Raw genomic sequence first — 19,645 nt, forward strand, 5'->3', positions numbered from 1 at the left:
TGACAGCGTAGTGTCAGCAGGTGTCAGTCAGGCGCGCGTCTCGCCAGTGTCATGAGGGACTATTTCTTCCAGTCCGGATGCGACTCGCGCAATTCCTGCTGTTGCTCGATCAGCGCCTGGTAGAACGCCATGCGCGGGGCATGGATTTTTTTCTGCTCGACGGCCTTGATCACCGCGCAACCCGGTTCGGTCAAATGCAGGCAATTGTTGAATTTGCATGTGCCGATATAGGGCCGGAATTCCGGCATGGCGAAGGCGATGTCATCGTCGTTCAGATGAAACAGGCCGAAGGATTGGAGCCCCGGCGAATCCATGATGCTTGAGTCTTCATCGAGGTGATATAGCCGCGTATAGGTCGTGGTGTGTTTCCCGGAATCGAGTGCTTCGGAGAAATCCGCTTCCTTGGCAACGTCGCGCATCACCAGATTGTTCACGGTCCGCGATTTGCCCATACCGGATTGGCCAACCAGCAGCGTGGTTTTCCCCTGTAGATACGCACGCAGCGGCTCGATATCGAATTTGGCTGACATCGGCAATACGTCGTAGCCGATTTCTTCGAGGTGGGCCAGACTTTTCTTTGCCTGTTCGAACTCGGGCAGGTCTTTCTTGTTCAGCATGATGAGTGGCGCGATTTGCGCGGCATCGCACGCGACCAGGCACATATACAGAAACGTTTCGCTGAATGTGGGTCTTGGCGCGACGATAACAATCGCCTGGTCGATGTTGGCGGCAAGCGTCTTCTGGCGCCACGCATCGGTGCGAAACAGCACGTTGCGGCGCGGATGGATTTCGTCGATGCGCGCATGACCGGGACTGGTGATGCTGACTTCCACCTCATCACCGCAGGCCACGTCCTGTTTCTTGCCTTTGCGGACACAGACGAGCGGCGTGCGGTCTTCCAGTTCGGCGAGATATTCGCGACCGAAATCGCCGGTGACCAGTGCCTTCATCAGGCGCCAAACAGCGCGTCGAGCTTGGCTGCGCAGATGAAATCATTAAGGGTGACGCCGCCGGCATCGTGGGTGGAATAGGACACGACGCATTTGTTGTAGTGCACCGACAAGTCGGGGTGGTGATCTTCGCGATGCGAGACCCATGCGGACGCGTTCACGAAGGCGATGGTCTCGTGGTAATTCTTGAACACAAACGTCTTGCGGATTGCATTGCCGGCATGCGTCCAATCGGGAAGCATGGCGAGGTGAGTGATGAGAGATTCTTCCGATAAAGTCTTCGCCTGGCCGCCGGGAATGCATTTCATTTGGGATAGTGTCATGGGTGTCCTGTTTGTCATCAGCCATCAGGCGATGGCCATTGTCTTCAGATGGGCAATGCGAATCGAGGCCGGTGGATGGGAATCATAAACGGCCGAATGCAATGGGTCGGGAGTCAGCGTCGAGGCATTGTCACGGTAAAGTTTGACCAGCGCGGTGACGAGGTCGTTGGCTTGCGTGTGCTCGGCAGCGTAGGCGTCTGCTTCGAATTCGTGCTTGCGCGAAATCAGGCTCGCGAGCGGCGTGAGCCAGAACGTGAATACCGGCAGCACCATGAAGAACAAAAGCAACGATATCGCGACATGCGGAGCAGCGCCCATGAGCGGAAAACCGAGGCCCTCGTAGAACCACGGTTTATCGATGACCCAACCCATCAGTGCAAGGATGACAAAAGTCAGCGCGAACTGGCCGATGATCATCTTGATGATATGTTTGCGCTTGAAGTGGCCAAGCTCGTGTGCGAGCACCGCTTCAATTTCCGTTGGCGTCAGGCGCTCGATGAGGGTATCGAAAAACACAATTCGCTTGGTTTTGCCGAAGCCGGTGAAGTAGGCGTTGCCGTGACTCGAGCGCTTGGAGCCATCCATGACGAACAGGCCGCTGGAAGTGAATCCACAGCGTTTCAACAGTGATTCGATACGCTCCTTCAGGGCGGTGTCGGTGAGTGGATTGAATTTATTGAACAGTGGCGCGATGAAGTTCGGATAGATCGCTAGCATCGCCAGGCTGAAGACGAGCCATACCAGCCACACATAAAGCCACCACATGCTGCCCATTTTTTCCATCAGCCAGAACACGATCAACAGCAGCGGTATGCCAATGGCTGCGGAAAGCAGCAATCCTTTCAGTGCGTCGAGCAGGTACAACTTCCACGTTGTCTTGTTGAAACCAAAACGTACTTCGATGACGAACGTGCGATACAGGTCGAACGGAACGGAAATAATTGACGAAATGATCGCGAGCCCGGCAAATAAGGCCAAGCCGAGCGCATACGGACCTGAAAAATGCGCGGATGCAGACTGGTAAATCAGGAATATGCCGCCACCCAGCGTGAGAACGAGCAACAGCATCAGGTCGATCGCCGTTTCGACCAACCCGACGCGCTTTCGGGCGATCGTGTAATCGGCCGCTTTCTGATGCGCCTCCAGCGTAATGGCATCGCTGAACTCAGCTGGAACCGCCATGCGATGCGCACGAACGTGGGCCATGTGACGCAACGACAGGAAAGCGCCAAAACCGAAGCTGACGATCAGAAACAAGAGGAAAAGCAGTGTGAATTGGGCAGCGGTCATGCGAAGTGGGCTCGTTGAATCATGCGAAAATGGTCCATAACTCTATTTTAAGGCGCATTTGCGAACTGCCATGCCTCAAGACCAAAACAATCTCATCTGGATCGATATGGAAATGACCGGCCTCATGCCGGATTCCGATCGCATCATCGAAGTCGCCATCGTGGTCACCGACGCAAATCTCAATACTGTCGCAGAGGGCCCGGTGCTGGTGGTGCATCAACCCGACGCGATAATGGATGGGATGGATTCCTGGAACAAGTCCACGCACAGGAAATCGGGGCTCATCGACAAGGTGAAAGCGTCAACGCTGACCGAGGAGGAAGTCGAAACGCGGATGATCGAGTTTCTGAAGGAGCACGTCCCCGCGAGCACCTCGCCGATGTGCGGAAATTCTATCTGCCAGGACCGTCGTTTTATGGCGCGCGGCATGCCGAAGCTGGAAGCCTACTTCCATTATCGTAACCTCGATGTTTCGACGCTGAAGGAACTCGCGAAACGCTGGAAACCGGAAATCATGTCCGGCATGAAGAAACATGGCAAGCACGAGGCGTTGGCGGATATTTACGAGAGCATCGAGGAGCTCAAGTACTATCGGGCGAATCTGATGAATTGCCCGATGCCTTCATAGCGAAAATAGTGGAAAGTCCAGCACTGTTGAGGCTTGCAGGGGATAAATGGCTGGAAGACCGCACCAATTCGTGAGTTTGCTTATTTATTTTGACAATCTCACCCATGGATATTTTTTGATGCGCGCAGCTGATTCGAGCACCTGAACAATGGGAAAATAGCGCGTTCCCGCGGCGGCAAAATCTCCGTCGCGTATGACCCGCGATCAACAGCGGGCGGAACGGCATGATTCGACCGCAGCGCATGGCGATCGATCGGAGGGCAACAATAAACCAAGGCTCGCCTGAGGCGAGGGGAGAGCAATCGGACAATGGCGCATTGGGAGCTGAGAGCGCGCAATACGACGCTGTTTTTTTGTGCGTTGCTGTTGAACGGGAAGGGCGTATGCGATGTGCATGCGCAGGTGCCGGCGCTCGTATACAAGACGCAGGTCTATGGGCACGGCTACACCGACTCTCTGCCAGGCTCGGGCGATGCCAATCTCGCCAAGAATTCGATGGCCATGGACGCGGCCGGAAACATATACGTTACCGGTTCGACTTCGAATGGCCTCAACACTGATTTCCTGACGGTCAAGTACGGTGCGACGGACGGCGCGATCTTGTGGCGCACTGTTACCAATGGGGCAGCCAACGGTGACGATCTCGCGTATGCCATTACGCTTGATAATGCAGGCAACGTGCTGGTGACCGGCAGCAGTCAGGCAGGTGGACAGAACGATTACTTGACGGTGAAATATAACAACAACGGTGAGGAAATTTGGCGGGCGACCCTGGATGGTGCTGCGCATCGGGATGATGAGGCTTATGCGATTGGCACCGATGCGGCAGGCAACGTATTTGTCACGGGAGCAAGCGCCGTGGGTGCGACTGGCTACAACTACGATTACCTGACAGTGAAGTATGACTCGTCGGGAACCTTTCAATGGAGCGAGCCACTGGACGGCGCCGGCGCTGGAATAGATCGTTCCGTTGCACTTTGCCTTGACAGTACTGGCAATGCTGTCGTCACCGGCTACAGTTTCAATGGACTCAATTTCGACTATGTGACGGCAAAATACAGCACCAATAGCCAGCTGTTGTGGCGCAAATCAATGAACAATGGCGGCGCCAATAGCAACGATGTGGCGTATGCCATGGCTTGTGACGCGGCCGGCAATGTTTATGTGACCGGCAAAAGCGGGGACGGCAGCGCCGCCAATTACCTCACCATCAAATACAATTCGAACGGTATCGAGCAATGGCCGGCGCCGGTCGTAACGAACGGGAATGGCGGCGCGGCTGACACCAGCTTCGCGATTGCGGTCGACATTGGCGGAAATGTCATCGTGACGGGCCGGGGCGATCAGGATTACGGCACTGCCCCGAGCGTGACAAATCCCCTGCATCTGACCGCCAAATACAATGCCAGCGGCGTCCTGCTGTGGACGGCAACGTTGAATGGCTCAGGCACCGGCGTTGACAGTTATTCCGCACTCACCACTGATGGTGCGGGCAATATCTACACGACAGGATTTGCCAGCAAGCCTGCAAACGGCCCTAACGAGCTTGTTGTCGTCAAGTACGCGCCTGCCGGCAACGCGGGGGCGGGCGTGGTTCTCTGGCAGAAATTCATCGACGGCGTCGGCAGCGCCAACGGCGCGGCACTGCTGGCCATTCGCGTCGATACGTTCGGTAACGTGATCGTGACCGGGTATGAAAGCAATGGCGTCGAAAACCACTTTCTGGTCGTCAAATTCGATGCTGCTGGCACGGAACTGTGGCGCCGAAACGAAGGCGAGCATACCGGGCTCACTTCGACGCTTGCATCCGGCGCACCTGGCAGAAACGCGTTGGCGGTTGACAGCGCCGGCAGCGTATATGTGGCGGGACAAAACGGGCCCTCATCCAGCAGCGACTTCATCACGACGAAATTTGACGTCAATGGACTTGAGCAATGGCGCGCGGAACTTAACGGCAATCCGGGAGGCGTTGATCGCGGTTATGCGGTCGCAATTGATGGAAACGGAAACGTATATGCGGCAGGCGACAGCTTTGCAGGCGGCCACAGTGATTTCATGCTCGTCAAGTACAACGCCGTTGGCACAGAGCTGTGGCGCATGCAGCCGGGCAATTCCGGAAATGCGTTGAACAATTCAGTCAGGGCCCTCGCGGTGGACCCGGCCGGCGATGTGATCGTTACGGGCAGCACCTCGGCCGGCGATGATTTTCTTACCATCAAGTACAGCGCAAACGGTTTTGAGCAATGGAGGAAAACTGCAAATAGCGCGGGCAACAGTATCGATTCACCGGTGGCGATGGCAATCGATGCGACTGGAAATACCGTTGTTACCGGGCGCAGCTTTGATGGTGTCAACGAAGGTTACCTCACGGTTAAATATGCCGCGGATAGCACGCTACTATGGCAAACGCCGTTGCCAGGCAACAGTGAAGTACCGCGGCAGCCACATGCGATCGCGATCGATTCGACTGGCAATGTGTTCGTTGCCGGCGACACGCTTGTGAAGTACAACGCCAGCGGCAATGAGCAATGGCATACACCATACACGTTCCGAGCCTACGCGATGGCGCTTGCGCCCGGAGGCGCGATCGTCGTTGGGGGAGCCGGTGGACTGGTCGTCAAATACGATGGCGACGGTAATGAGATTTGGCGCCATGCGATCAACGGCTCTGTCAATGGAAACGAAATTGTTCACACGCTGGCGGTCGATGCTGACGGCGGTATCTACACATCGTCTCGAGACAACGCTGACTTGAACGGTGATTATGTGACGATCAAACTTGGTCCCGACGGCAACGAGCGCTGGCGCCTCACGACGCCAACCGGCGGCGGTGGGGCAATCGGTAGTCCGGCCTTGGTACTGGACGCCACCCGCAATGTGATTCTGGCGGGCAATGCGGTGGCGGGGAGCTTGCCAGCGGCCATCATGGTAACCAAGTTCAGCCAGGCACCGCCAGCGCCCACCGGCGTGACGGCGATTGCCGGAAATGCGATGGCGTCAGTCAGTTTCACGCCGCCAGCCGTCACCGAGGCGCCAATCAGCGCCTATATCGTTTCCTGCCAGCCCGGTGCAATTCAGGCGGGCGGACTTACGTCACCGATAATCGTGACCGGACTGATGAATGACCAGACATATGCATGCAGCGTGAAGGCAATCAGTGTGTTTGGTAGCAGCCAGCCATCGGCGTCCGCCAACGTCACGCCGTCTGCAAGCGCTCCACTCGCGTTGTTCGCCGTGAAGTCGAAAAAAACACATGGAGCCGCTGACTACAGCCTGAACGTGGAACTTTCACCGGTACCAAGCAATGCTGTTACGGTCGAACCTCGCGCGATCGGCACCGGTCACACGTTGGTATTTCAGTTTAGCAACGCCATCACAACCATCGGTTCGACGAGCGCAAACATAGGATCCGCCGCCGCCATACCATCGGGAAGCGATGTCGTTGTGACACTCACCGGCGTGCCGGATAACGAGCGTGTGCAGGTTTCCTTCACCGATGTCATGTGTGTCACATGTATAGGTGGATCGACGATTGCATCAACCGGCGCCACATTGGGATTTCTTCTCGGCGACGTAAACAGTTCACGATCAGTCAATGCTGCCGATATCAGCGCGGTCAAGGCGCATGTCGGACAATCGACCGGTGCGGCCAATTTCAGGTTTGATTTCAATGCAAGTGGCGGCATTACCGCGATGGACCTGTCGGCTGTGAAGGCTCGCTCGGGTCTGGTATTGCCATAGCAGCCTGTCGGACTTAGAGGGAATCGGCTGCAAATGATCTGGCCAGTGCATATTTCCCGCTTTTTGGCGCCAAAGGAATAACCATTGGCTTGGAAAACGTGAAGTGGGGTAAGCAGGGCTTTCGCCGTAAGGCGAAGACTCGCAAGATCTGCCCTCGCCCATATCATTTTTCGCTTCGATTCTCTAAGTCCGACAGCCCGCCGCTGCATCCAATAAACTCCAGCATTGACGCGGCTTCGGGAGCAAAAAAAGGCTGGCGATGCCCGTCAAATAAGGAGTTTCGCCCGGCTAATCCAGCCAGCCCCTGCTTTTGAAAAACGCAAAGGGGATCGCCACTGATAACAACATGAGGCCCACTGCCAGCACGTAGCCGTATTCCCAATCGAGTTCCGGCATGTGCTTGAAGTTCATGCCGTAGATGCTGGCGATGAGCGTGGGCGGCAACAGTGCCACCGAGGCAACGGAGAAGATCTTGATGACCTTGTTCTGATTGATGTTGATAAAGCCGACCGTGGCGTCCATCAGGAAGTTGATCTTGTCGAAGAGAAATGCAGTGTGACCATCGAGCGATTCGATGTCGCGCAGTATCTGCAGCGCTTCTTCGGCCTGGTCGGCCTCCAGCAGTTTCTGGCGCATGAGGAATGACACCGCCCGGCGCGTATCCATCACGTTGCGGCGAATGCGTCCGTTCAAGTCTTCTTCATTAGCCACGCGCGCGAGGACGTTTGCGGCCTCAACGTCCGTCATCTTGGTGGTGAGTACACTCTGGCTGATCTTTTCCAGCTCGGCATAGACGCCTTCCAGCGCGTCGGCGGAATACTCGGCGTCGGTGGCGTACAGATCCAGCAGCACTTCACGTGCGTCTTCAATGTAGCCGGGCCGTGTCCTTGCGCGCATGCGTACAAGGCGGAATACCGGCAAGTCCTCAAGGTGAATCGACAGCAGCGAGTTGTTCTTGAGAATGAACGCCACAGGTACGTTGCGGGAGTCATCCTCGTTCAATTCCAGCAGGAAGTCGGAGCGTAAATGCAGCTCTCCGTTTTCGCCTTCAAAAAAACGCGCGCTTGTTTCGAGATCCTGCATGTCCTCGAGCGTCGGCAACTCGAGATCGAACATCGCCTTGATCCACTCGCGCTCGGTATCGGTGGGTGAAACCAGGTCGATCCAGATCGGCTCCGAATTTTTCAGGTCGTCGAGTGACTCGACATGCAACTGATTCAGGCGGCGATTGTTGAGAACGAAGACATTGAGCATGGCTGCTTCCGGCAGAAGTTGGGCGATTGTAGTGCAGGTGCTGTTGCAATGACCAGCGAAATATCTGCAAACGATGCCAGCAAGAGATTTTGGCTATCGGCGAGCGGCGGATCAACGAGGCGCCCACATTCCTGCACTCGCGCCAAGACTTGACCAGAGTGTCAGGGCTGGCCGAGGAAAAGATAGAAAATACTGTTGCGGTCACGTGCGCGTCCGTAACCGACATACAGTGGGCCAATCAATGTATCGACACCGACAAAGGCGGCGAAGGAATTCTTTGTCCCGGATTTCCAGAGTTGGTCGGGGACATCTGATATTTTTGCGAACTCGGCCGAGAGCCCCGCGTACATGCTCCTGCCAAATGGATTGCTGAATTGACCGAGACGGCGATAGTACGAAACGCGTCCAAAGACTGCGGCTTGCCCCAGTAACTCCCCTGGTCTATATGCGGACAAATTCAAGAATCCACCCATCGAGTACTGATTCAATGCAGAAAGCCCCCCCTTTAATGCCCGGCCATATCGTGTTGCCAAGGAAAAGGTGTTGGACCCAAAAGAAAGATGATCCTGGTAATTCAACTCGGCCTTACGGAATTCGTTATCCGCGCGCAGCGAAGGCAGACTCGCGTAGTAATCGACCTGCAAGGTACGGCCCTCTTTGGGGAAATTGGCATCGTCCAAGCTGTCATACAGAAGTTTAAATCGCAGTCCACCTTCATTGAATCGTTGCTCAGGGAATTGGGAGATGCCGATACTCAAGGCGGACGTATTCGTTGACTGTACTGCGCCAAGGCGCAGGATCGAGTTGCGACTCAGATCGTACCCAATGTCAAGCGCGGTGGCATTGGTGGTAAGCAAAGACTGCGCAACGCGTTGACCGTTGGTATAAAAATCAAAAGGACGTTTGGAGAACTCGACGCCAGGTGAAATGCTGAAAGCATTCAGCAGGCCCGTGGCCCCCAACGGCTGAAAAAACTGCGAGGCAAAACGACGGTCGCGCCCAAGCTGGAAATCGTTCCGCCATTCCGCACCGAAGGAATTTACCTGCGTGCGCAGATACCGCATCAGCAGGTTGAATCGGCCTTCGCCTTGCGTATCGGCCGACAAGGTCAAACCAAAGCGCAGATAGTTTGGTCCCCACTGTTTTTCCCGCGCGTCGACCGTCAGAACGTTATGGCCACCGTCGTTGAGCAAGCTGTAATTGATGCGCTCAAAATAGCCAGTTCCAAAAGCCCGGCTGATACCCATATTGATTTTTTTGAAATCAATATCCTCACCAGTCTTGATGCCAAGCGTACGTTTGAGCTCGTCCGAATTGGCCCGTTCCAGGCCGGTGATACGCAATTCGTTGAGGCGCTCATTGGTTCCCGTTTGCGTCGCCGCGCGTGCGAGCTGGGTAGCACGGAACACAGCAAAATCGCTTGCCGAGAGGCTAAGTCGGCTTAGCGCATTTGCCATACCTCGCGTTGTCGCAGCGCCGATGGTGATGGCATCGCCGACAAGACTGAAGTCTGTCGCGCCGATTGTCTCCAGCGGTGGCGAAATCAGGAAGTCGTCCTTCGTCATTGACTCGATCGAGGTGCGAACATTTTGCTCGGTCAGGATGTTCACCATCTGCAAGGAAACGCCAACCAGCGACTGGATGTCATTTTTCTTCAAGAGCGGTGTACCGATGTTGACGACAATAACAACGTCCGCGCCCATCGCCCGCGCAATATCTACAGGTAAATTACGGGTCAGACCACCATCCAGGTAGATCTGGTCGCCAATCTGGTATGGCGCAATTGCGCCAGGGACCGACATTGATGCGCGCATGACGTCGGTCAAGCGGCCGCGGTCAAATACCACCATGCGCCCGCTTTCGGCGTTGGTTGCAACGGCGCGAAATGGTATAGGCAAGTCGTCAAAAATCACGCCCGGCGATACGCTGCGGGTAATTTGGCTAAAGAGGATGTCGAACTTCTGGCCGGAGATGGCGCCGGGCGGCAGCCGCAGGCTGCCGTCCTTGACGCCGAGTTCCAGACGAAGCAGTCGGTTCTGGTCTTCCTCCTTGCGCAGAAAACTTCGATCGCTGCGTGGCGATTCATCGGTCAGCAGGCGGTCCCAATCTTCACCACGCAATCGATCTTCCAGTTCGGCTGCCGACGTTCCGGAGGCGTACGCCGCGCCGACCAGCGCGCCCATGCTGGAACCCGCAATATAGTCAATTGGAATCCGTAGCTCTTCAAGTACCTTGATTACGCCAACTTGTGCCGCGCCACGCGCGCCGCCACCGGAGAGTACCAGGCCGATTTTTGGGCGCGGTTTGGAGCCCGCAGGTTGTGCCGAGTCGCTTTGCGCATTCGCAAACGTGGCGGCAAACCCGAACGCGGCGCAGGCAAACAGGAGCGAAAGTGAACGGTTAAAAATCACCGGCGTATTGTAACGCGGCTCGGCGGCGAAGCCTATCGCCTGATGCGTGATTGGCGCACCGGATGGCGCGTGTCCCCGCCACAGGTTATCGGCGTATTGATGATTGTCAGGGCTTAAGCCTTTGGCCGCGTATCAGGCGAAATACGAAACCAGGCCGCATAGAGTGCCGGCAAGAAGAGCAGGGTAAGAAGGGTTGCGACCAGCAGCCCCCCCATGATCGACACCGCCATTGGTCCGAAGAAGTCAGAGCGGGTGAGCGGAATCATTGCCAGAATGGCCGCGAGGGCTGTCAGTGCGATTGGCCGCAGGCGGCGTACCGTTGCTTCGATGATGGCGGTAAAAGGCGCATGGCCCGTGCTGATGTCCCTTTCGATCTGGTCGATCAGAATGACCGAGTTGCGCATGATCATGCCAAACAGCGCAATGGTGCCGAGCATGGCCACAAAACCGAAGGGTTTATTGAACAGTAGCAGCGCAATCGCAACGCCAATCAGCCCCAGCGGCGCCGTCAAAACGACCAGGATGACGCGCTGAAAACTCTGCAGCTGGATCATCAGCACTGTGAACACTACGCCCAGGAATAGTGGAATTCCCGCATTGATGGAGGCTTGACCCCGTGCGCTTTCCTCGACCGCGCCGCCGACTTCGATGCGATAGCCCGTCGGCAGCGAGGCGATTATCGGCTCCAGCAATTTGTTGATCTGTGCCGTGACGGTGGCGGGCTGCAAACCTGCCTGATAGATGTCGGCACGCACGGTTATCGTCGGTAGCCGATCACGGCGCCAGATCACGCCTTCTTCGAATTCGTAGCGGACCTTGGCGATTTGCGTGAGCGGTACGGCTTTGCCGGTGCGCGTGGGCACGGAAAGGCTTTCCAATAAGTGCAGTTTGGCGCGTTCACTAGGCGGACTGCCGATGAGAACCTCGATCAGTTTATCGTGCTCGCGATATACAGTTGCCTGCACGCCATTCAACGAAGAATTGAGAAACGCAGACAGTTCCTGCGAAGAAACGCCGAGGAGGCGCGCTTTGTCCTGGTCAACTTCCAGCTTGATGACCTTGGAGCTCTCGTCCCAGTCAAACTGGACGTTTTCCAGCCCTGGATTGGCGCGCATGACATCCGCAACTTGTGTGGCCAGGGCGCGAACCGTCGGAATATCTTCACCAGAAACGCGGAACTGGACGGGAAAACCAATCGGCGGTCCATTTTGCAGCTCCAGGACACGCGTGCGAATCTCGGGGAAATCGGTCGTGAACAGCTGGATCAAACGCAGCCGCAATTCCTGGCGTGCGGCCACGCTATTGGTCGTGATGACGAACTGGGCAAAGCTTGTCGCCGGCAGCTGCACGTCAAGGGGGAAATAGAATCGCGGGCTCCCGGTTCCGACGTAACTGACGTAGTTGTCGTAGAAATCTTTCTGCCCGTCCAGGTATTTTTCCAGCTTGCGGACCTGCGTCTCTGTGGCTTGAAAGGAAGAGCCTTCGGCGAGGTTCATATCCACCAGTAATTCCACCCGCGTCGAGGAGGGAAAGAGCTGCTGTTGCACGAACTTGAAAGCAAACATTGAGCAGGCAAACAGGACAACCGTCACCGCTATCACCGATCGGCGATTGGCCACGCACCACGCGACGGTATTGCGAAAACGGCGGTAGAAGGCCGTGTTGTAGACATCGTGCTCGCCGTGCACATTCATATCGTGCAGGATGCCATCTGCTACGTCTGAACCGGCAGTTTCCGGCACTGCGATGCGCGCGGCCAATCTCTTCCCGACAAGCGGAATGCAGGCAATCCAGCCCGCAACGCGGCGGGTGCGCGGCGTCGCCAGCGGCTTGCCGTCTTTGTAGTCGGGCAAAAACAGATAACCGAGATAGGGGATGAAGATCACAGCGGCAAACCAGGAGATGATCAATGCGAGCGAGGTCACTTGAAAGATTGAACGCGTGTATTCGCCGGTTCCCGAACGAGCCGTCGCGATCGGCAGAAAGCCCGCTACCGTCACAAGTGTCCCTGTCAGCATCGGAAATGCCGTCGAAGTGTAGGCAAAGCTTGCCGCCTTGGTGCGATCCCAGCCCTGTTCCATCTTGATCGCCATCATTTCCACGGCAATGATTGCATCGTCGACCAGCAGGCCCAGGCCGAGGATGAGTGCGCCGAGCGAGATCTTGTGCAGGCCTACGTCAAACAGATACATGAAGAAAAATGTCAGTGCCAGCACCAGAGGGATCGACAGCGCGACGACAAAGCCGGTACGCAGGCCCAGGCTGAAAAAAGTGACCGCAAGCACGATGACGACCGCTTCGGTCAATGAACGAACAAATACCCGAACACTGTTCCTGACAGCACGTGGCTGGTCGTTGACACGGTGCAGTTCCAGTCCAACGGGAAGCGTGGTTTCAAGTGTGGCGAGAGCGCCGTCCAGGTTGTTGCCCAACCGAATAATGTCGCCACCCTGTCGCATCGAGACGCCAAGCCCCAGCGCCTCCTGTCCGAGAAAACGCATCTTGGTAAATGGGGGATCGGCAAATCCGCGTTTTACGTGGGCGATATCGCCAATCTTGAATACCCGGTTGTTGGCGCGGATCGTGAAATTCCGGATGGCCTCCACGCTGTCGAGCGCCCCGGTCGTACGAACGTATATCTTGTCGGTCGCGGTTTCAAAGGCGCCACCTGGTGCCACGGCGTTCTGTGCCTGCATGGCGGCGATGATGGTCGCGCCATCGATCCCCAGCGTCGCGATCTTGATGTTCGACAACTCGATGAAGATTTTTTCGTCCTGCTCGCCAATGATGTCCACTTTGGCGACATCCGGCAGGCGAAGCAACTCACGCCGCACGCGATCTGCATACAGTTTTTTGTCCGCATAGGAAAATCCTTCCCCGGTGATGGCGAAGATATTGCCGAACGTGTCGCCGAATTCGTCGTTGAAGAATGGACCCAGCACGCCTTGCGGGAGAGTATGGCGAATATCGCCGATGCGTTTGCGGACCTGATACAGGGTTTCCGGGACCACGGAGGCGGATGCCGCGTCGTTGATAGCCAGAATGATCAGTGACTCGCCTGGACGCGAGTAGCTTCGGACATAGTAGAAGTTGGGAACTTCCTGCAGTTTTCTTTCCAGGCGCTCGGTCACCTGCTGGTCGATTTCCGCGGCCGACGCGCCTGGCCAGTTTGTGCGGATGGTCATGAACTTGAACGTGAACGGCGGATCTTCGGATTGCCCGAGACGGCCATAGGCGAAAATGCCCAAAAGGCCCATCACCAGTATCAGGTAGAGCACCAGCGGGCGGTGGCTTAGCGCCCATTCCGACAGGTTGAAATTCTTCATCAATGCGCCGAATCAATGATCGAAAGTGTTCTTTGCGACTCTCGGCAGGCTCGCGGCGGCATCATCCGGCGCTGCCGCGACTTTTCCGTCACCGGTCACTCTTGGATCGGTGATCGGCTTGACCACTTCGCCCTCACGGAGTTTGTGGACGCCCGCCGCGACGATCATGTCGCCGATTTTCACGCCACCTTTGATCAACGCGGCATTTTCCTTGTATTGAATGACGGTCACCGGCTTCAGGCTGACCTTGCCATCTTTGCCTATTTGCCACACTCCCGTCACGGGCTCCGCGCCGCCGTTCTTCAGATACAGAGCAGACAGCGGAACGGATATTGTTTCGGCGTCGTTGGCGCCAATGAACACCGCAAACGCGCTCATTCCGAGTTGCACGAGATCGTCCGCGCCCTGGATGGTGAGACGAATCGAATACGTACGAGTGAGTGGGTCGGCGGCGCCACTGACTTCGCGCACCTTTGCCGGGTAGTACTGGTCGGGATGCGCCCAGGTGGCGACACGCAAATCCCGAACTGGGGACCCCTTGGCGCCAATGCGTCGGAATTCCGCGATCCTGGATTCGGGCGCGCTAATTGACAATTCCTTTGCCGCGGGATCGGCAATGCGCATCACGGCCTGGCCCGCAGCAACTACCTGACCCGCCTCGGTCATCACTTGCGTGACGACACCATCCTGCTCCGCGGTGAGGGTGGCATATCCCGCCTGATTCGATGAAACGCTGGCTTGCGCACGTGCCGCTTCCAGACGCGCCTTGGCGGAAGTGGCGACATTGAGTTTTTGGTCCAGCGCGGACTGGCTGACAAATCCTTTGTTGAATAGGTCCTTGAAGCGGTTGTATTCGGCATCGGCAAATGTTGCCTCTGTCGTGGCTGCCGTAACGTTTGCACGGGCAGAGTCTGCCGCGAGTTTGACGTCCTGTGGATCGAGTTGTGCCAGCGCCTGACCCCTTTTGACTACATTCCCTTGTTCGACGAATCGCGTCACCATCTTGCCGCTGATACGAAATGCATGATCCGCCTCGCGGCGCGCACGGATTTCTCCTGGACACACTTCGGCACCGGAACCAGCGTTGTTGCTGATTGTGTATGCGAGAGCAGGGCGGACGCTGCGAGCCGCTTCATTGCGTTCCGCGCAACCGTCCAGAACGGCAATTGCCATCAGTGCAATGGCGACATGCGCGCATAACAGTTTGTTAAGACAAGGATTTTTGTCGATCGTAGCTAGCAATTTCATGTCCGCGAACCCACAAGTACAGGGAATATAACTGACTGGTCGGTAAGTTACGCCCAAAGCCAAGGTGTGTCAACCGACGTAGTTTTTGCCGTTGGAAGCGTGTTCAGGGCAACTGATTGGATCTGGCATGCAGGATGCAACCACCGCGCTAGCGAAGTGAGCGGCCCGGAATTGCGATGTATATTGTGAATTCCTACTAAAAGCGCAGGTGCAATACATGACTCAGTCGACGATCAACTTCATCCTGCCTGAGAAAATATTAAGTTCCCTTTCTTGCGACACCGAACGCCGCCGCCTGATCAGCATTGCGCTCGCATCTGCGGCATCCATGATGTCCCCGCACGCAGCGAGCGCGTTCTCAATTGCCGACCTTTCTGACAAGGACGCAGACGTGGGGGTAAAGGCGGCATTGGAACGTGGCGCGAACATCGCCGTTTCGCTGTTGGGCAAGCAGGACGGTTTCTGGGCAAATGAGCGGGTACGAATCCCCCTTCCAGACTGGATCCAGAAGTTTGGGCGTGCAATCAAATTGCTCGGAAAAAGCAAGGACATCGAAGCGATGAAACTTGGCGTGAACCGGGCCGCGGAACAGGCGGTTCCGCAGGCCAAGGCACTGTTGATTGCAGCGGTCAAGGGCATGAGTGTGCAGGATGCCAAGGGCATTCTGACCGGCGGCGACAATGCCGTGACGCAGTTTTTCCAGAAAAAAACACAAACCGCGCTGGAGCAGAAGTTCCTGCCGATCGTCACCAGCGTCACCAGCCGTATTGGATTGGCGCAGCAGTACAATTCGCTTGCGCAACAGGTCCAGCAGACCGGCCTTGTCAAGCTATCGCCTGAACAACAGAAAGTGGAGAATCACGTCACGCGAAAGGCGCTGGACGGCCTCTATTTCATGATTGGTGAGGAAGAAAGAAGAATACGTAAAGACCCTTTGGGAACTGGAAGCGATATCCTGAAGAAGGTCTTTGGCGCGGTGAAGTAACGCGCGGCAAAAAAGGCTGGGCCGCTCTCCCGGTCGCGCTCGTTTGCCGCCTCTACACCTAATCCATGCCGGGCCAACCTTTGGTGCGCTCCACGACGTTCCGCCATTTCTGCATTTTCGCTTGCGCATCCTCACGCGGCAAAGTGGGAAGAAACGTGCGTTCCTGAACCCAGAGCGTCGCGATTTCGGCCGGTGAATCCCAAAATTCTGTCGCCAGCCCGGCAAGGTATGCAGCGCCGAGGGCCGTTGTCTCGGTGATCTTTGGCCGGACGACCTTGACACCGCTCAGATCCGCCTGGCATTGCATCAACAGATTATTCACCGTGGCCCCGCCATCGACGCGAAGCTCCGCCAACGGAATCGCCGCGTCTTCGCGCATCGCGACAGCCAGTTCGGTGCTTTGATAGGCAATTGACTCCAGTGTGGCACGTGCGATATGCGCCCGCGTGCTTCCGCGGGTGAGTCCGAACATAGCGCCGCGTGCATTCGGGTCCCAGTGCGGCGCACCAAGCCCCGCAAACGCAGGCACGATATATACACCGCCGGTGTCGGGTACCGAGGCCGCCAGCGCTTCAATTTCCGCCGAACTGCCGATGATGCCCAAACCGTCGCGCAACCATTGCACTGCGGCACCGCCGATGAACACGCTGCCTTCCAATGCATATTGTGTCTGGGCGCCAAATTTCTTTCCGAGGCGCCATGCGACGGTGGAAATCAATCGATGCCGCGAGACCACCGCTTTGTCTCCGGTATTCATCAGCATGAAGCAGCCGGTGCCATAAGTGTTTTTCGCCATGCCAGGTTGATGACACGCCTGGCCGAACAGTGCCGCTTGCTGGTCGCCGGCGACGCCGCCAATCGGAATCCCCGCGGGCAGGCCGTCGCAATCGGTGGTGCCAATTACTTCGCTTGAACTGACAATTTGCGGCAGAACGCTGCGTGGAATGTCCATCAGGGCAAGCAGATCATCGTCCCAATCGAGGCGGTGAATATCGAAAAGAAGGGTGCGAGAAGCGTTGGAAACATCGGTGGCATGGACTTTGCCTGATGTAAGGTTCCAGATGAGCCAGCTATCAACCGTGCCAAAAGCCAACTCGCCGCGTGCGGCGCGTTCACGTGCATGCGGGACATGATCGAGCAACCATTTCAATTTGGTGCCGGAAAAATAGGCGTCGATCACGAGTCCCGTCTTTTCGCGGACGGCGGTTTCATGTCCTTGTGTTTTGAGTGCTTCGCAAAATGTCGCGGTGCGCCGGTCCTGCCAGACGATCGCCGGGGCGACGGGTTCGCCGGTTGCGCGGTCCCAGAGTACAGTTGTTTCACGCTGGTTGGTGATGCCGATGGCAACAATATCCGGCGCGGTTTGGGAGCGTTGAGCGCATTGCGCTATCGCGTCGATCGCGACCCTTTTCTGGGTCAGCCAGATTTCGCGGGCGTCGTGCTCCACCCATCCGGGTTGCGGGAAATGCTGTGCGAATTCGCGTTGTGACTTCGACAGCACTTTGCCGGAATGGTCAAACAGCAACGCGCGAGAACTGGTGGTACCTTGATCGAGAGCGAGAACGGTTTTCATGATTATCTTGACGAAGATCGGCTGACACAGCGCGTTTGAGTACTGTAAAATGAGGCCATAAGAAAAGTTGCTGTATTGTTGCGCGGGTAAGTTGCGTAGTAGATTATTGAAGCTTCGCGAAGGCAGGCGAGCGACCACGCAATCAAACGCAAGAACGCAGGCAATCGCAGCATATCGCACTATTAGGAAAACGGAGATACATTGGGACTGCTGGACGACCTTAAAAAAGAGGCCGATACCCTCAAGAGTCAGGAAGCGGAGCGCACGCAGTCGGTCAAAGCCAACGCAGCGGCGGTCGATCGCGCCCTTCGCAAGACTTTCCAGTACATGTACGAGCTGTTCAAGCAGTTGAATGTCGTGAAGCCGGCCTGCCCGCTTGTCTATGATTTGCTTACCGTTGGCAAGATTGACGGATTGATTCAGAGCGACTATCGCGTCGAATTTCGCACCTCGCAACGTGAGAACAGCGAACACTATGAGAACGTCGCGATCAACTTCAAGCGGAGTAAACCCGGAACAATTTACGGTCAAACGCGAAGCAGAACAAATTGAACGGTTCCGCGACCTGCTCTGGCAGAACAACATGCGCTTTACCTCCGAGCCGTTCCAGAATGAACGGCGCGTGACCATCATGGAGGTCTTCAAGATAAATTGGGAAGTGATCTGCGGTGCCGATGTCGTTGGCGACTACGACAATGGTGCGATTCGATTCAAACTGAAAAACGTCGAGGACTTCGGCCCGACTGTTTATACGCTGGAACCCGATACAGTCACTGACAAGGCGCTGGAGGAACTGGCAAAGCTGTTTATCGGCAAGGAGTCAAACTTCAAGGACTTGAACCGACGCCCGGCCTTCAATCCGAACGCGACAGGCCAATTCACGCGCACCCAGCCGAAAAGGACCGCAATACGCGTCCAATCCCACGCCCGCCGCGCGAAGAAGACGAGAAGAAAAAGCGGATTGTTTGGTGCCTTGAAATCGGTATTCAAGAAACCGAACGAATAAGCGGCTGGGCTAAACATGATTGAAAAAGCCACGCACTACGCGGCTCTTTTCATTCTGTGTGCGCCGGTTACCAAGCCTCCTTCGCTTTTGCAATGCGGCAATTCGCGCTTCGATCGGCGGGTGGGTCGAAAACAGGGCCATGACGCCTGCCTTGTCCCTGATTCCCGATGCGGCCATGGCTTTCGGCAGTTCCCCGGCCTCCACGCCGCCAAGGCGCGCAAGCGCCTTGATCATGGGCTGGGGTGACCCCATCAGGTTTGCTGCCCCCGCGTCGGCGCGAAATTCGCGCTGTCGAGAGAACCACGCAACGATGATTGATGCCAGCAAACCAAATACAATCTGGCAGGCGATGTCGGTGACGTAATAGCCGATTCCCGGGCCGTTACGGTCATTCTTCAATACCACGCGATCGACAAAATAGCCGACGATCTTGGAAAGAAACACCACGAAGGTATTTACGACGCCCTGAATGAGCGTGAGCGTGACCATATCGCCGTTGACGATATGCGCAACTCGTGCGCAAGCACCGCCTGCACTTCTTCTTTGGTCATCGATTCGAGCAATCCTGTCGACACCGCGACCAGCGACGAGTTCTTGAAGGCGCCAGTGGCGAAGGCATTGGGTTCTCCCTCATAGACCGCCACTTCCGGCATGCCGATATTTGCCTTTGTGGCCAGGCGGCGAACAGTTTCCAGCAGCCATTGCTCGGTTTCATTTTGCGGAGACTCGCAATGACCTGGGCACCGGTACTCCATTTGGCCATCGGCTTGGAAATCAACAGCGAGAAAAAGGCGCCAGTGAAACCGACCATGGCCGAAAAAGCCAGCAACATCGGCAGGTTAGAGGCCGTTGGCTGTCAGGAATTTGTTGACGCCCAGCATGCTGGTGATAACGCCCAGCACGAGCATGA

The 19,645-nt window shown here is 56.3% G+C and carries 13 protein-coding genes and 1 pseudogene; 5 read left to right on the top strand and 9 right to left on the bottom strand.

From position 1 onward, the window contains the following. Positions 1 to 59: 59 nt before the first annotated feature. From rsgA to IPP88_07700, 3 genes are read right to left on the bottom strand one after another with little or no spacing between them, the layout of a single operon-like run. Complete coding sequence (rsgA, locus tag IPP88_07690) at positions 60 to 950, bottom strand: ribosome small subunit-dependent GTPase A (GenBank protein MBL0122608.1); 891 nt, start codon at positions 948 to 950, stop codon at positions 60 to 62. Further along, entirely contained in the window at positions 950 to 1,291 is a 342-nt protein-coding gene (locus tag IPP88_07695; GenBank protein ID MBL0122609.1) for a 4a-hydroxytetrahydrobiopterin dehydratase, read from the bottom strand. Before IPP88_07695 ends, rsgA begins: the two co-directional genes overlap by 1 nt. Positions 1,292 to 1,297: 6 nt before the next feature. Continuing rightward, positions 1,298 to 2,563, bottom strand: coding sequence for a M48 family metallopeptidase (locus tag IPP88_07700; GenBank protein MBL0122610.1), 1,266 nt, complete (start codon positions 2,561 to 2,563; stop codon positions 1,298 to 1,300). A 70-nt stretch (positions 2,564 to 2,633) separates the two neighbouring features. Here IPP88_07700 and orn point away from each other — a divergent pair, with 70 nt between their 5' ends. Both orn and IPP88_07710 read left to right on the top strand, forming a co-directional pair. Continuing rightward, positions 2,634 to 3,191, top strand: a complete 558-nt coding sequence (gene orn, locus IPP88_07705) for an oligoribonuclease (protein ID MBL0122611.1) — start codon at positions 2,634 to 2,636, stop codon at positions 3,189 to 3,191. A gap of 309 nt (positions 3,192 to 3,500) precedes the next feature. Continuing rightward, positions 3,501 to 6,932: a hypothetical protein gene (locus IPP88_07710; protein ID MBL0122612.1), complete on the top strand. Its 3,432-nt coding sequence runs from the start codon at positions 3,501 to 3,503 to the stop codon at positions 6,930 to 6,932. A 288-nt stretch (positions 6,933 to 7,220) separates the two neighbouring features. On the opposite strand, the gene corA is transcribed toward IPP88_07710, so the two are convergent. The 4 genes from corA to IPP88_07730 all read right to left on the bottom strand — a co-directional run bounded on the left by corA (position 7,221) and on the right by IPP88_07730 (position 15,171). Further along, entirely contained in the window at positions 7,221 to 8,186 is a 966-nt protein-coding gene (corA, locus tag IPP88_07715; protein ID MBL0122613.1) for a magnesium/cobalt transporter CorA, read from the bottom strand. Between the two features lie 161 nt (positions 8,187 to 8,347). After that, the gene (locus tag IPP88_07720) at positions 8,348 to 10,597 is read right to left on the bottom strand and encodes a patatin-like phospholipase family protein (GenBank protein MBL0122614.1); all 2,250 of its coding nucleotides are present in this window, start codon (positions 10,595 to 10,597) and stop codon (positions 8,348 to 8,350) included. 113 nt (positions 10,598 to 10,710) lie between these two features. Then, positions 10,711 to 13,923 (bottom strand): efflux RND transporter permease subunit, encoded by a 3,213-nt coding sequence (locus IPP88_07725; protein MBL0122615.1) that lies wholly within the window; start codon positions 13,921 to 13,923, stop codon positions 10,711 to 10,713. A gap of 12 nt (positions 13,924 to 13,935) precedes the next feature. Next, on the bottom strand, positions 13,936 to 15,171 hold the full coding sequence (locus IPP88_07730) for an efflux RND transporter periplasmic adaptor subunit (protein MBL0122616.1): 1,236 nt from the start codon (positions 15,169 to 15,171) through the stop codon (positions 13,936 to 13,938). Positions 15,172 to 15,388: 217 nt separating this feature from the next. Here IPP88_07730 and IPP88_07735 point away from each other — a divergent pair, with 217 nt between their 5' ends. Then, a complete protein-coding gene (locus IPP88_07735) occupies positions 15,389 to 16,156 on the top strand; it encodes a DUF4197 domain-containing protein (GenBank protein MBL0122617.1) in 768 nt (255 codons plus the stop codon). 58 nt (positions 16,157 to 16,214) lie between these two features. Here the strand turns inward: IPP88_07735 and glpK are convergent, their stop codons facing one another. Then, positions 16,215 to 17,729, bottom strand: coding sequence for a glycerol kinase GlpK (gene glpK, locus IPP88_07740; protein MBL0122618.1), 1,515 nt, complete (start codon positions 17,727 to 17,729; stop codon positions 16,215 to 16,217). Positions 17,730 to 17,930: 201 nt separating this feature from the next. Between glpK and IPP88_07745 the strand changes: the two genes are divergently transcribed. After that, on the top strand, positions 17,931 to 18,281 hold the full coding sequence (locus IPP88_07745; protein MBL0122619.1) for a hypothetical protein: 351 nt from the start codon (positions 17,931 to 17,933) through the stop codon (positions 18,279 to 18,281). A 31-nt stretch (positions 18,282 to 18,312) separates the two neighbouring features. Continuing rightward, the gene (locus IPP88_07750) at positions 18,313 to 18,735 is read left to right on the top strand and encodes a hypothetical protein (GenBank protein MBL0122620.1); all 423 of its coding nucleotides are present in this window, start codon (positions 18,313 to 18,315) and stop codon (positions 18,733 to 18,735) included. Positions 18,736 to 18,744: 9 nt separating this feature from the next. Here the strand turns inward: IPP88_07750 and htpX are convergent. Continuing rightward, positions 18,745 to 19,643: pseudogene (htpX, locus tag IPP88_07755) on the bottom strand (protease HtpX). Positions 19,644 to 19,645 lie beyond the last annotated feature (2 nt).

The organism is Betaproteobacteria bacterium (assembly GCA_016720925.1).
Classification (GTDB): Bacteria; Pseudomonadota; Gammaproteobacteria; order Burkholderiales; family Usitatibacteraceae; genus UKL13-2.